Below are 13,503 nucleotides of genomic sequence, written 5' to 3' on the forward strand. Positions count from 1 at the left end.
ATCAGCACCTTTTCGACTTGAATTCAGTTAAAACGCTGACATTTGGAAAAAGGTGCTGATTTTTATAAGGTGCTGATAATTTGATAAATGGTGAATTCACCATTTATCAAAATCTTCCTGCGTGGCTTCACGGGCCACTTTTTTGTATTTCACATCATCGTTTCCTTTTTCCGTCCACATATCAATGACGAGACCAATCGTAAGAAGATCCAGGTCAGAGATCGCAATGCCAAGCTCCACACAACGCAGGAGGAACAGGGGCGTGGTCATTTCCCTTGTACTCCTGCCAACTCTTTTTTTGCCTGCACCTCCACCATCATGTTCTGTCCCCACAGTTCCAGAATCTGCGGCAGGACCTCATAGATGGAGAACATATCAAACTGGTCCAGCCATTCCTCAATGGTCGGAGGAATGGAATTGTCCGCATGATAAGCCATGATATAGGCCACGTTCTCGAATATCTCCAAGTCCTCGATCTGGAATTCCTCCCCGTCCTCGGTCTTGCCTTTATAGGATTTCTCCAGCTTGGAGAGGTCTTTGAAGATGTCCCTCTTAAACTTCGCCCGGTACAGTCGGGGAATGGTGGCCGAGGAACGGAACGCCACCTTTTTCCCACAGATTTCAATCTCACGTTTCAGCATTTTTTACGCTCCTTCCTGCCCTGACTCTTTTTCCGTCGGCAGATACACCGATTTATACCAGTTCGTATATGCCTCCTTGTCCGTGCTATCGCCCGTCCTGGCTTTTACAAGCCCATCCGAGCGGGGGTCTGCCGTGATCGACAGGGTTTCCGTTCCAGGCTCAATGGTGTCCTCTTTCGTCTCCGATTCAATGGACGGACGGGATGCCGAACAGTTATACAGCACATGGCGGATGGCATTCACATCCCCGTCAAACTCAAAGAGCAGGGCAAACTTCACGCTCTCGCCAACCCCGCTGTTTTCCACCAGGACACCCTTGCCATCCAGTTCCTCCTGCAAAATCTCCGTGCGGAACCACTCCGGGATCAATGCGATTTCCAGATCACCGCTGTATCCGTTGTTGGTCACGGAACGGAAATATACAATACCATCCGCATAGAACGGGCTGGATTCGCCCTCCGCATCCAGGCTGATACTCACCGCTCCGGGGATCGCCTTCGGTGCGGCATAGGTAAATGCGGTCACGCCGTCTGCCACAGTTTCTGTCAGCTTTGCGGCATGGACATTTTTCAGGTTATATTTGACTTTGTTTCCCATAGCCTTCATACCTCCATTTCATAAATCACTTCATACAGTTTCTCGGACTCGATGTAGGTTTCCGATTTCTCATAGAACAGCCCATAAGCATCAAAGGCGGCTTCCAGCCGTTCTTCCAATTCCGGTGCCTTCTCGTCCGTATACAGCTCTACATCCAGCTGCTTTGCTTTGAAGTAGACCTTCCCGTCTGCCGCAAAGTTGTTGCTGCCGGGTGTCAGGTAGCAGATAAAAGGCGGCTGTGGTGACTCCCCTTCCGCAAAATGGTGGTATGCGAAGGGCAGCCCCGTGCCGCCTAACATGTTTGCAATCTCTTCATAATCCATCACGAAAGCCCCCTTTTAATCGCTGCTTCCAGTTCATTCACGGCATATTCCTCTGCCGGGGCGATATGTGGTTTTCCCGCCACCCGGCCGCCGCCGCGCTTGGCATGGCCCTTTTCCAGAAGGTGTGTCAGCCCCGGCTTGGTACGGTTATAGACCGTGATACTGACCTGCCCGGTTTTCTCCGAGGTCTTTTTGACCGCCCATCCCTTTTGATAACCGCCGGACTTGACCGGGGAGCCGGCCTGCGCCATTGCCTTCGTCTCTTTTGATACAGAATTCACCGCGGTTTTCACCACTTCATCCGTGACCTTTTTATACTCATCCAATGCGGACATGATCTCGCTGGAGAGCTGGTCTACCGATATTTTCTTTGCCATCGCTGCCTCCTCACTGCCTTGGTTCCCTCCGGCATTTGAACCGGATCTCCTTCTTCCGGTAATTCATCAGGTCCACCGACTCAATGTCATAAACTTCTCCCCGGAACCTCACACGGAAGCCTGTGGAAGTGACAGCGGCGGTCTCACTGCACCAGCGCACCGTAAAGGTGACGGAGCGCTCCTCGCTGGATACCTCGCTTTCCTTCTCCTCTGCCTGATAGGTGGAAGCATAGGCATAACAGGAAAAGTAGTGGGTCCATGTGTTCTTATGATTCCCAATGGCATCCGTAACGACTGCATTCTTCTCAATCGTTATCCGCTCATTCAGCTTTGAAATCTCCATGCCTGCCTCTCCTTTCAAAGAACACCTTCCCGGATGGAAAACAAAAGGGAGCGGAGCGTCAGGGTAAGCCCATGATGGTCCGCTTCCTCCCGGTGTTCATACAGATAGGCGAGGGCATACAGCACCGCCACTTTCATCACTTCCCGTATCCGGGAAAGTTCTTCTTCCGTGTACGATGCCGTATCCTCTGTTTCATCCGCATCTACTGCTGCCCACTGTTCATCCGTAAGCCTCGCCACATCCGCACACAGTTTCCCGGCAGAAGTTAAGAGGATGCCGACCACGGCATCCTCATCCGATGAATCCACACGCAGATAGGTCTTCGCTTCTTCCAAGGTTACCAATGCCACGGCTGCATCCTCCTCTCTCTCATCAGCAGATGGCAGGCATATACATATAACCACCATCTGCCATAATCTTTCCGCCTTATCAGGAACCGCTGGATGCGCTGCCCTTCATCTGGAGCACCTGCACCGCTTCCGGCAGGATCAGCTTGCCGTCCACACGCTGCGTGGAAAGGAAACCTACCTGGTCCGTGCGGGCATACAGCTCATTCAGGCGGCGGAAGGTTCTGCTCTGGCGGTCTGCGATCCAGTAGTAGCTGTAATCGCCAAAGGCCAGCACCTTGTTTCCCGCTGCCACGGCGGGCATAAAGGCAGAGGTCTTCAGCGGACGGTTCAGGAGTGTATCCGGCTTGCCGATCTCAAGGCCCGGCTTCCAGATATAGTTGCCATTGTTGTCTTTTAAGGTCATCAGCTGCAGCACCACCGCCTCGTTGCACAGGAACTCCGCTTTCTTGCGGTATGGTGCTTTCAGCGCATAGTACAGCTGGAAGATTTCATCAAAGGTCAGCTTGGTCTGCGTTCCTGCGGTTACGCCCACCTTCGCCCCGGCATCATCCAGGATGCCCAGCGGCTTGCCCACACCGTCCCCGGTAATGAATGCCTTCTCCTCTGCGTTGCCCATACGCACACCAAAACGGCGGGCGATATAGGTCGCAAGGTCAAACGCGGAATCGTTCAGAAGCTCATTGGAAACCTTGATCATGGTGCCCAGTTTGTAGGCCGACAGCATGGTCTGTCCAAACGTGGTGTCACTCTCCGGGATTTCCTCCCCTTCATCGATCCAGCTGGCCTCCCCGGTGTCCTCCGCAATCGGAATCTTACGGGTGCCGGAACTGGTACGGATCACATTCGCCATGCTTCGGAAGATGTTATTCTCCTCCAGTGCCTCCACCAGTTTCTTTTCAAACTCATCCGGCACGGTGTATCCGCCTTCCGTATCCACACCGACAGACAGGGCGTTGCGCACCTCGCCGTAGTTGCCGCGGTTGCGGATCATGTCCCAGAATGCATTCTTATACTCCTCCGTCCCGGTCGGGCTGGTGTTCTTATCCTTCGGGCTGCCGTTCTTTGGATTGCCATGCACCGGATTAGAGGTCGGGGCCGACAGCTTGGCGTCAAACTCTGCCTGCTGCTCCAGACGCTCGATCTCCGCCCCCAGGTCTTTGACCTCCTGGGCCATCTTGTTGTACTGCTCCACCGCATCGGCAGCTACAAGGCCGTTCTCCCTGCGGTGCTGCTCCAGGAATGCCTTGGTCTGCTCCCAGAGGGTATTGCGCTTGCTTCTCAGTTCAAGAATCTTACTCATCGTCATTTCCTCCATAAAAAATGTGATTTTGGGTATAAAAAGAGCCGGATCTGTCTGTTTCAGGCGCTTGCCTTACTTCAAACATTCCAGCTGTTTTTCTAAAATCAGATATGGCACACTGCCATCTTCTGTTGTGCCGTCCATGCCGATTGCAGGATGCGGCGGCTTTTCTTCCATAGATCTGGAAGGTTCCGTGTGTGTATCCACAGGTGGTTTCTTAGGAGGCTTCCCGCTGTCCACACCGAGCCGGTTCAGAATCGTCAGCCCCATCTGTCTCGTGGAATAAATCTGTGCCTCCAGATGGATACCCGGCTTTTCCTCTTCCTCCTCTGTTTCTTCCTCCCCGCCTTCTTCCTCTTTTTCCGGTTCTTCCGCATCAAAGAGGATCTCATCTGCAAACCCCAGTTCCACTGCCTTTTTCGCATTCATCCACGTCTCGTTGGACATTAAGTTGGAAATGCGGCTGTGGGACAATCCGCTCTTGGCGGCATAGGCGTTGATGATACTCTCCTTCACTTCATTGAGCGTATTGATTGCCCGCTCCATGTCTTTGGTATTGCCATAAGCGATGGTGCTGGGATCATGGAGCATCAGCATTGCCACAGGGGACATCAGCACTCTATTTCCAGCCATCGCTACCACAGAGGCAGCGGAGGCGGCAATCGCATCAATCTTGACGGTAACCGCGCCTTTATAGTCCCGGAGCATCGTATAAATCTCCGCTGCCGCAAACACATTTCCGCCGGGGCTGTTGATCCAGACGGTAATATCGCCCTCTCCCGCCTCCAGTTCCTCACGGAATGCCTTGGGGGTTGCCTCATCGCCCCAGAAGGACTCCTCATCAATCGGGCCTTCCAGACGGAGCACCCTGCCGCCGGCTTCATCATGAATCCAGTTCCAGAATTTCTTCATCGTTTCCGTTTCCTTTCTCTTGGTTTTTGCGGCGTACTCTCACTCCGCCCGTTTTCACTGTCAGCTGCATTTTCCGTTCCTTCGGATGGTTTCTCCGGTTCATCCTTCGGCTGGTTCTGCTCCACAGCCGCCTGCTTTGCCTGGGCAAACTTCCCCGCATCCCGGAGCTTTACATATCCGCCATTCAGATAATAGTCATCCCCGCCTTCTTCTGCCGGGATCAGGTCCATGTTCTCCAAACGATGGATGTCATTCGGGCTTAAGAAACCGTTGCTGATTCCCGTTGCATAACCGTTCATCCTGCTCTGGTAATCACCCCGGAGCAGTCCGTCCACGTTGAACTTGGGAAACAGCACATCCTGTTCTTCTTCAAGCAGAAGGTCTTTGATGATCGCCTGCTCGAACCGCACCAACCACGGAGTCAGGGTATGCACCACAAAATCAATCGACTGGTGTTCGATGTTGGAGAAGGTGGCGTGTTCCAGACTCTGTACCATGTAGGGCGGCACCCGGAAGATCCGGCAGATTTCCTCCACGCCAAACTGCCGGGTGGATAAAAACTGGCTGTCCTCCGGCGGCAGGGAGATCGCTTTGTAGGCCATCCCCTCTTCCAGCACAGCGACCCTGTGCGCGTTGTTGGCCCCGCCGTATACCGCAGTCCAGTTATCCCGTATCTTCTGGGGGTCTTTTAGTACCCCCGGATGCTCCAGCACACCGCTTGGCTGCGCCCCGTTCTTAAAGAACGACGCCCCGTATTTCTCCACGGCCAGAGTCGTGCCAAGGCTGTTCTTCATCATGGCAATCGGGGAAAATCCCACAAGGCCGTTAAACCCAAGCCCCGGAATGTGCAGGATTTCATCTTTCCTGAAATAAATATCCTGGTTCTGTTCCCCCGGCACTTCATCTGTATAAGCGTGGTAGATATAATAAAGCTGCCCCTGCTCATCACGGTCGACTTCCACGTTTTCCGGGAGCAGCGGATACAGGCCGAGGACGTTGTTCCTCCCATCCCGGATGATCTGGGAATAGGCATTCCCCCACAAAAGCAGGTGGGTCATCATGGTTTCCCGCCAGATAAAACTGCTCATCTCATCGTTGGGCTGCCGGTATAAGATCCGGTACAGCGGGTGGTCAAAGGCGCTCTCTTTTCCTTTCCCACCATCGGTGTAACGGTATAGGTGCAGCGGCAGTGCCGCCACTGTTTCCGCCAACAGCCGCACACAGGCATATACCGTGGAGATCTGCATGGCAGACTGCTCATCTACCTTTTCCCCGCTGTTCGCGGTTCCAAAAGAAAAAACCTGTCCGGAATCTCGGACGCTGTCTGTCACCTCCGGCAGATTTTCCCCTGGGGCATCCCTGGGTTTTGAAAAACCCATCCATTTTAAAAATCCCATTGGATTATTCCTCCTCACATAACTTCCTGTCTGACCACTTTCTCTTGGTTTCTTCGGCAGCACTGTTCGCCCGGACGTGGAAAATTCACACAGGCAAATTCGCCGTGAAAAAAACGGGCAGCCCTGTCATAGGCCCCCGCCGCTTCTTCTATATCATCATAATATCCAAGGAATATACGCACCCCATACGCCCTAATGCTGGCATGAAATCTGCCCGATGCTTTGTGAAAATATACGCCCTTGTAACCAGACGTATTATTGGAAACCAGTGCTGTATTAAATGCGTTTTCACAAGCATCTGCCAGACGCAGGTTATCCCTCCTGCAGTCCAGCGGATTACCATTTATGTGATCCACAAGCGTATTTTTATCCGCATCTAGTACGAGCCTGCTCAAAAGTTCATGTTCTCCATCAATCGTTATAAAAACATATCCATTTCCCGCTATATAGCAGGGGTATTTTTCCAGAAGTTCTTTTACTGAAATATCCGCCAGAAATGACTCCCCGCTATGTGTGTAGTATCTTAGGCAGCCCGCTTCTTCTTCGATATGGATGCAATCTCCACAGGAACAGCTATCCCCATGAAGCAAATGATCCCGCCGGACGTAAGTGGTTTTCCCACAATCACATTGGCACAGATACCTATAATTTCCCCATCGTTTTCCTTCTTCCCGTCCCACACATTCCATGGCAACAAGACGTCCAAAACGTCTCCCTACAATATCTTCCGGGTTAATCCGTCTTTTACACCCACAGCTGCTCGCAGTCCCGTTTAATAGAGAATAACGGTCCGTTGTTCTTTCATTTCCACAATCGCATTTGCATTGATAGCGCAATTTCCCATTTACCGTCCCTATGCACTTCTCAACCTGCAGCATCCCAAATTTGCGCCCTATAATATCATTTTTACTTATTTTCCCCAAAATTTCCCTCCTCAAAATACGAATAACCCCCGGTCTGGATCATCATATACGCTCCCCGTATTCTCCTCATGCCTGATACAGCGGTCAAGAGCCATAATAGCCGCAACAATCCCATCAACCTTATCCGGGCTGCGTCTTTTCGTCACCTTGATATTTCCGGCCGGGTCCGTGTCCACCACAACATTTCCGGCCATCCATCTGAGTACCGGGTGCGCCCCATGAACCATTTTCCCCTCCATCAGTAATTCATAAAACCTTTTTGTAGGCGGGCTCATGGAAGAAAATCCCTGTCCAAATGGCACAACAGTAAAGCCCATGCCTTCAAGGGCCTGCGTCATCTCCACAGCACCCCATCGGTCATAGGCTATTTCTTTAATGTTATATATTTTTCCAAGATCATCTATAAATGTTTCGATAAAACCATAATGGATCACATTTCCCTCGGTTGCCATCAGATACCCCTGGGCCTGCCATTTATCATAAGGAACCGATGTACGGCGCACCCGGAGCGGGATCGTATCTTGGGGTACCCAGAAAAATGGAAGTATGACGTATTTCTCCTTCCCATTGTGTGGCGGAAACACCAGTACAAAAGCTGTAATATCACCGGAACTGGACAAGTCAAGTCCTCCATAACATTCCCGTCCTTTGAGGCTTTCCATATCAATCGCCTCGTTTCCCAAAGCGTATATCTGGTCGGGAATCCATGCCACAGTGCTGGAAACCCATTGATTTAACCGGAGCCACCGGAATGTGACTTCATCCGCCGGATTCTGTTGGGCTTCCCGAAATGCATCCCTTAAACGGTCAATCTCAACCGTATATCCAAGAGAGGGATTCACCTTGTACCAGTTCTTTTCATCCGTCCAGTCCTCGTCATCCGCCAGCCCGTATACCACTGGATAAAACGTCGGGTCCTCTCGTCTGCCGTTTAAAATATCCAGTGCTTTCGTGTGCAGCTCAAACGCAATCGAGTTTCTGTCATTTCCTGCGGTTGTGATGATAAAATGGAGTGGGTTGGCACGGGCATCCGACGATCCTTTTGTCAGGACATCGTACAGGTTACGGTTGGGCTGATTGTGGATTTCGTCAAACACAAGTCCTGAAACAGAAAAGCCATGCTTGTTTCCATCATCGGCTGACAGCACCTGATAGATACCGGCATTGCTGTAATTTACAATCCGCTTGGTTGCCCCCATGATCTTGCTTCTTTTCAGTAATGCCGGGGTCAGCTCAACCATTCTTTTCGCCACATCAAAGACGATGGAGGCTTGCTGGCGGTCAGCAGCCGCACCGTAAACTTCGGCCGAAGGCTCGTTATCCGCATAGAGCAGATACAATGCTATTGCTGCTGCAAGTTCACTCTTTCCAACTTTTTTACATATTTCAACATAAGCTGTTCTGAACTGGCGTGTTCCATCCTCTTTTACAGTCCCGAAAATATCCCGCACCAGAGTTTCCTGCCAGGGCAGCAGCCAGAAACGTTTTCCTGCCCACTTTGCTTTTGTATGGCGGAGATTCTCTATAAACTTCACTGCCCGGTCAGCCTTCGCTTTATCATAATGAGAAGTTGGCAGCATGAACCTTGTTGGCTGGTAATCTTTCAATTTCGGATAATCCTTCGGTCTTGTTTCTGCCATCAGCTTCCACCTCCCAACAATTCCTCCATCTCATCTGCTGGTGCGGAATCCCCTCCGCCTGCAATAATCCTGCTTCTTGCCGAAGGCGTCAGTCCGAACTGCTCCGCAAGCCGGAGCATAATCTTACTATAAGTCTGTGCCTGTGCCACCTGTGGAACCTGCTGCCAGTATCCTGACGGGGTTTTCACAATGGAACCATGCTGCGTGATAAATTCCTCCGCCTCCTTGTATCTGGCATACGCCTGACAATAAGCTGCAAACGATGCCATGTCCAGTTCTGTCAGCACTCCAAGCTGCTCCAGCTGTTTAGACAGCCGCCGCCATTCTTTTTTTGCCTCCGGCTCCAGCCACTTCGGGCAGGATGGTGCCTTTTTGACAGGTTTCGGTTCTTTCGCATTCAATGGGCGCTTGCCCGGATTTCCTTCTAATTCTTTAATCGCAGTCGGAGTCGGTTTCCTTCCCCTTGTCGCCATATGGCATCCCTCCTTTCCTCCAAAATGGGCAAACAAAAAGGACCTCCGAAGAAGCCCTTAAGTAAAATCAATCTATATAAAAACGGGGATAACGAGGCACAGCCCCTTGGGGTTATGCCTGTAGTTTCGTTGTAATTTTAAAGTTCGGTTTTTTCGCCGGTCAGGACATTGACCACCGTGGTTCCTTTTCCAAAAGCAGCCTGCATCTCCATGCGCTCCTCTTCGGAAACCGGCCTTGCGCTCTTCCGATATTCCGCAAGGGATTTGGAAACCTCTTTGTCCCTGGCCGCTGTGGTTGCTTCCACACTGACCTTGTCAGTGACCATTGCCAGCTTTTCCAGCATGTCGCTCATCAGCACCCTGCCGATACAGTTGCGGGCAACCCCGTTCTCATCAATGGTAATCTTGCCGGCCTGCAGGTCCTCTCTGACCTTTTCCAGTTCTTTCTCTGCTGCTCTTTTCCAATATGCTCCAAGTGCTCCGCTCAGTTCCTTTTGAAATCTTGTCATCGCTGTTTCCTCCGTTCTTTCTGTTTTCCCTTTCGGTAGGTACATATTACCTCTGGTTCTGCACATTATCCAGTCAATTCTGAGCCATAAATGTACCAAAGATACGGGAAGAAAATTGTCCATTTTACTACGAGGGACAGCCCCTTTCTGGGCATATGCCTGCAACAATGTTTATGCATTTATCTGTTTCCATGCATCATATTCATCTTCAAGTTCTGCCTCCTCAATAATCTGGTAGATGCTGCTGAAGCGCTCCCTCTGGCGCTCCGTTTCCTCTTCCGTGTACCCATCCCCATCCTTCATCATCAGATAGCCATCCAGCTCCGCTTTCGCCCGGAAGAAAACCAGTTCCTTCAGTTTTGCTGATTCCTGATCCGTGCGAAGACCGACTCTTTTTTCCTCAATGGCGTCATTCAGCCTCGTAAACTCTGACCATTCAAATGCTGTGTCCTTCTTGATTGTGATTTCCATTCCTTTCAGGTCATATTCATTTGACGCTGCTTTGATCTTTGTAAGGTAAACCTGCGCCTTCCTGCTCATTCTTTTTGCCATGTCCGTTTTCTCCGTTTTTCTTTGTTTTCCCTTTCGGTAGTAGCATATTACCTCTGAAACACATGATTATCCAGTCAATTCTGCTCCATAAATGTACCAAAGATAAAGAAGAAAATTGTCTGTTTTACTACGAGAAACAGCCCCTTTCCGGGTACTGTTTCATTGGTGGAAAATTTAGTTGTATTCCTTCATCAAAAGGGCAACTGCCGTCCGTGTTGCTTCATCTTCCGGTTCCAGGTCCCATCCCCTGTCATAATTGCAGGTAAATTCCCCTTCCCTGCGGATCGTCAATTTGGAAATCCGCCCGCCTTCAATACCAAAACGGCTCGGTTCGTCAAAGTATTTCATCTTATAATGGCAGGCCACCATTTTTCCGTTTTCCTGAATCCCAATCGTTCCTTCTGCTAACATTACGCTGCCTCCGTTTCCTCTCATGCCCTCTCGACATCCACCAGCCATCCCACTGTCTTGTGGAAGGCTCCGGTTGCCTTTTCCAAAACGCTGCTCTCCTCGTCAATGAAATGCAGGCGCCTGCCAACTTTGATAAACCTTGCTTCCTCGTAACCCGGAATGTCTGTCCGGTAAATGTATGCCTTGCGGCTCTCGCCGTCATAACTTTTTCCATCCCAACCGTTGAAAGTAAATTCGATGCGCTCCTTTGTTTTGGTAAAATGAGCTTCAAAATCTGCTCTTGTGATCGCCGTATTGTAATTTCTAAGGTCGAGCTCATTTCTCAGTGTGTAAATGTTTTTCATGCTGTAATCCTCCGTTTTCTTTGTTTTCCCTTTCGGTAGTGACATGTTCGCTCTGTTTCGCACATATAGCAAGTCAATTCTGCGCCGTAAATGTACCAAAGATACGGAGGGGAAATTGTGTATATTACAGCAGCCTTGAATTTTCCCTATGGAATCTTCCGGACCTTGGACTTGATCATTCTTCCCCGATCCCCTCATAATAAACATCTTCGCAGTCACAGCTTATCATCTGCATCCCGCAGACCGGGCAGCGCTCTATATCACATCCGAAATGGTGGAAGAAGCCTTTCATCGCACCGCAGTCACCGCAGCGTTCCCCTTCTTCCATGGATGGGTTAAAATCCCGCGCATCCCCGGCCTTGATCCTTGGGTATACTTTACCGTTAATGTGTACCGTGCCGATGGCGCATCCCTGCGCCGTCAGCATCTCCTGTTTGCATATTCTGCATCCTGCCATAATCCGTGTCCTCCCCTACTTTGCTTTTTCCATGCACCATGCGATGGCATGACCGCCATCCTCGAAAGCGTCCTCTGCCGCTTCTACCAGGTTCAGCCTGCATTCGATATCCGCCAGTCCTGTTTCCTCCGGGGTTTCGATGAACTCGTAAACCGCTGCAGCGAATCCCTTCCAGCCAATGTCTGTCACGAGAACCTGCTCCCCATATTTTAATACCGCGCCGTAGGAGCTGACCTTCATCTGCAGGTTCTCCATGTTAGTGGTCTCTTCAAACTTGTAAAATGCTTTCATGTTGTAATCCTTCGTTTTCTTTGTTTTCCCTTTCGGTAGTGACATATTCGCTCTGTTTCGCACATATAGCAAGCAGATTATCCGAATATACCGCACAAAGATATGGATGGGTATTTGTGTATTTTATTCCCCGTTTTCCTGCTCCTGCAGGATTTTGTCAACGGCCTCCTTCGCCGCTTTTTCTGCGTTATCGTCAAAGAAATAGGCTGCATCGCTCCGAGCCACCGCTTTGTTTTCCGAATCGTATACGTCAAAATCAAATCCCATCTCCCGATTGTTCCAGCCAACTGCTATGTAGTAACCCTTATATTCCACTGCTTTGCCCTCCTGCTTTCTGTTCTCCCCGCAGTGCCCGCCACAGCCGCCCGTGTCCGCATTTTTACCGGGCATCCGGGGGATTTTCCGGCGGCAGCCTTCAGGGGCTTACCGCCCCTTTTCCGGCCGATTACGCCTTATTTATCCTCTGCATCCCCGATGGAAAAAAGGTAGCCATGGGCTTTCTCGTATTCGTCGCTCATAAATGCTTTGTGGCGGCCGTTGATCTCCACCAGCCCCTCCAGCCTGCATCCATTCTGTGTGAAAAGCCATGCGGTTTCCACCGCCGAAGACCAGGTGGAGGAAAAGGTAAATTTTTCAATGCCGTATTCCCGGAGGTTTCCGATCAATGCCGGTACCTGATCATCCCAGATGGTATCGTTTAAATCGATGTACGCATTGCCCCGTTCCTGTGCCTCGCTGTAAAGCCGGTAGATTCTCGCGTAGGGATTTCCCTTTCCTGCAATCTGCTCCTCCAGCTCATGGTAGGCGTTCCGTGCAGCTTCCTGTCCTTCCGTATTTCCTGCCTTTTCTGCCTCGTGGTACTGTGCCTTGATCGCCGTCTCCTGTGCGTATTCTTCTGCAAAATTGTTTTTCTTCATATTCTGTGTCCTCCTTGATTTTGGGGTTGTTCCCCTTTGGTGTGACACATCTTACCGTCATGTGCCCGGAATAGCAACTACTATCGGAGCCATAATGTACACAATCATTTCAACGAAAAACTGTGCATTTTATGGCATCAAGCAGGCACGAGCAAAAGGCCGGCCGTGCCAGCCCCTTGCCCCTGCCTGTTTTCCGGTATTTATTTTGTGACTGTCAGGTAGCTGATGTTTCCCATGCGGTCTGTGCCCTTCAGCCTGATCTTGGTATCCGTTTCCCTTTGGAGAGTAAATTTTCTAAAAAGTTTCAGCCTGCCAAGGTTCCTGACCAGTTCTGCCCCCGTCCGGCTGTCCTCAACCGCATCCGTGAAAGTTGCAATGTCGCAGTCACCAGTGTACCAAAGGTTGCTTAAGCTCTCCGGAATCCCGTCTGCCGTTGTCAGGGATATTTTCCTGCCGCTACGTTTGTTCTGGCTGCTTTCTTTCCCAAGTTCGTAAGCCGCCGTCAATGCTGCCTTGATGCTCCAGACGGAAACATCCAGAAAATCCTCGCTGTCATTGTCGCGGGTTTCCAAATCCCCTCTGGCCTCAACCGGGTAAATGTGTTTCCTTGCGATCTCCACCAGGCTTTCCAGTTCCTTTTTGCTTAATTCCTTCATGTGTGTTTCCTCCGTTTTCTTTGTTTTCCCTTTCGGTAGTGACATATTCGCTCTAAAAACATATATTATCAAGTCCATGCTGAACCATAA

22 protein-coding genes are annotated in these 13,503 nt (G+C 50.6%); all 22 read right to left on the minus strand.

The features are described from left to right. Positions 1–96: 96 nt before the first annotated feature. Entirely contained in the window at positions 97–270 is a 174-nt protein-coding gene (locus OCV99_RS09425; protein ID WP_262575287.1) for a hypothetical protein, read from the minus strand. Then, entirely contained in the window at positions 267–641 is a 375-nt protein-coding gene (locus OCV99_RS09430) for a hypothetical protein (RefSeq protein ID WP_158370072.1), read from the minus strand. The genes OCV99_RS09425 and OCV99_RS09430 overlap by 4 nt, the downstream gene beginning before the upstream one ends. Before the next feature lie 3 nt (positions 642–644). Continuing rightward, complete coding sequence (locus OCV99_RS09435) at positions 645–1,238, minus strand: major tail protein (protein ID WP_158370074.1); 594 nt, start codon at positions 1,236–1,238, stop codon at positions 645–647. A gap of 5 nt (positions 1,239–1,243) precedes the next feature. Then, positions 1,244–1,561: a hypothetical protein gene (locus OCV99_RS09440; RefSeq protein ID WP_158370076.1), complete on the minus strand. Its 318-nt coding sequence runs from the start codon at positions 1,559–1,561 to the stop codon at positions 1,244–1,246. Next, positions 1,561–1,938 (minus strand): HK97 gp10 family phage protein, encoded by a 378-nt coding sequence (locus OCV99_RS09445; protein ID WP_158370078.1) that lies wholly within the window; start codon positions 1,936–1,938, stop codon positions 1,561–1,563. Before OCV99_RS09445 ends, OCV99_RS09440 begins: the two co-directional genes overlap by 1 nt. A gap of 10 nt (positions 1,939–1,948) precedes the next feature. Continuing rightward, on the minus strand, positions 1,949–2,281 hold the full coding sequence (locus OCV99_RS09450) for a phage head closure protein (RefSeq protein ID WP_158370080.1): 333 nt from the start codon (positions 2,279–2,281) through the stop codon (positions 1,949–1,951). A 14-nt stretch (positions 2,282–2,295) separates the two neighbouring features. After that, on the minus strand, positions 2,296–2,631 hold the full coding sequence (locus OCV99_RS09455; RefSeq protein WP_158370082.1) for a head-tail connector protein: 336 nt from the start codon (positions 2,629–2,631) through the stop codon (positions 2,296–2,298). Between the two features lie 79 nt (positions 2,632–2,710). Then, positions 2,711–3,931 carry a phage major capsid protein gene (locus OCV99_RS09460; protein WP_158370084.1) on the minus strand — a complete coding sequence of 407 codons (1,221 nt, stop codon included), beginning with the start codon at positions 3,929–3,931 and terminating at the stop codon, positions 2,711–2,713. A gap of 72 nt (positions 3,932–4,003) precedes the next feature. After that, complete coding sequence (locus OCV99_RS09465) at positions 4,004–4,843, minus strand: head maturation protease, ClpP-related (protein WP_158370086.1); 840 nt, start codon at positions 4,841–4,843, stop codon at positions 4,004–4,006. Then, a complete protein-coding gene (locus OCV99_RS09470) occupies positions 4,840–6,240 on the minus strand; it encodes a phage portal protein (protein WP_262575289.1) in 1,401 nt (466 codons plus the stop codon). Before OCV99_RS09470 ends, OCV99_RS09465 begins: the two co-directional genes overlap by 4 nt. A gap of 14 nt (positions 6,241–6,254) precedes the next feature. After that, positions 6,255–7,163: an AP2/ERF family transcription factor gene (locus tag OCV99_RS09475; protein WP_158370088.1), complete on the minus strand. Its 909-nt coding sequence runs from the start codon at positions 7,161–7,163 to the stop codon at positions 6,255–6,257. A gap of 11 nt (positions 7,164–7,174) precedes the next feature. Further along, the gene (locus tag OCV99_RS09480; protein WP_262575291.1) at positions 7,175–8,803 is read right to left on the minus strand and encodes a terminase large subunit; all 1,629 of its coding nucleotides are present in this window, start codon (positions 8,801–8,803) and stop codon (positions 7,175–7,177) included. Beyond that, a complete protein-coding gene (locus tag OCV99_RS09485; protein WP_158370090.1) occupies positions 8,803–9,276 on the minus strand; it encodes a phage terminase small subunit P27 family in 474 nt (157 codons plus the stop codon). Before OCV99_RS09485 ends, OCV99_RS09480 begins: the two co-directional genes overlap by 1 nt. A gap of 137 nt (positions 9,277–9,413) precedes the next feature. Continuing rightward, a complete protein-coding gene (locus tag OCV99_RS09490; protein WP_158370092.1) occupies positions 9,414–9,785 on the minus strand; it encodes a hypothetical protein in 372 nt (123 codons plus the stop codon). Positions 9,786–9,956: 171 nt separating this feature from the next. After that, on the minus strand, positions 9,957–10,337 hold the full coding sequence (locus tag OCV99_RS09495; RefSeq protein ID WP_158370094.1) for a hypothetical protein: 381 nt from the start codon (positions 10,335–10,337) through the stop codon (positions 9,957–9,959). 174 nt (positions 10,338–10,511) lie between these two features. Then, a complete protein-coding gene (locus OCV99_RS09500; protein WP_158370096.1) occupies positions 10,512–10,748 on the minus strand; it encodes a DUF7678 domain-containing protein in 237 nt (78 codons plus the stop codon). 20 nt (positions 10,749–10,768) lie between these two features. Beyond that, on the minus strand, positions 10,769–11,092 hold the full coding sequence (locus tag OCV99_RS09505) for a hypothetical protein (protein ID WP_262575292.1): 324 nt from the start codon (positions 11,090–11,092) through the stop codon (positions 10,769–10,771). 175 nt (positions 11,093–11,267) lie between these two features. After that, complete coding sequence (locus OCV99_RS09510) at positions 11,268–11,549, minus strand: hypothetical protein (protein WP_158370100.1); 282 nt, start codon at positions 11,547–11,549, stop codon at positions 11,268–11,270. A 15-nt stretch (positions 11,550–11,564) separates the two neighbouring features. After that, on the minus strand, positions 11,565–11,885 hold the full coding sequence (locus OCV99_RS09515) for an Nmad4 family putative nucleotide modification protein (protein ID WP_262575293.1): 321 nt from the start codon (positions 11,883–11,885) through the stop codon (positions 11,565–11,567). Positions 11,886–11,963: 78 nt separating this feature from the next. After that, positions 11,964–12,230, minus strand: a complete 267-nt coding sequence (locus tag OCV99_RS09520) for a hypothetical protein (protein WP_158370102.1) — start codon at positions 12,228–12,230, stop codon at positions 11,964–11,966. Between the two features lie 62 nt (positions 12,231–12,292). Beyond that, a complete protein-coding gene (locus OCV99_RS09525; protein WP_158370104.1) occupies positions 12,293–12,757 on the minus strand; it encodes a DUF7698 family protein in 465 nt (154 codons plus the stop codon). 200 nt (positions 12,758–12,957) lie between these two features. Further along, positions 12,958–13,413, minus strand: coding sequence for a DUF6900 domain-containing protein (locus OCV99_RS09530; protein WP_158370106.1), 456 nt, complete (start codon positions 13,411–13,413; stop codon positions 12,958–12,960). Positions 13,414–13,503 lie beyond the last annotated feature (90 nt).

The sequence above is a fragment of the Dorea acetigenes genome (assembly GCF_025567385.1).
GTDB lineage: Bacteria > Bacillota > Clostridia > Lachnospirales > Lachnospiraceae > Claveliimonas > Claveliimonas acetigenes.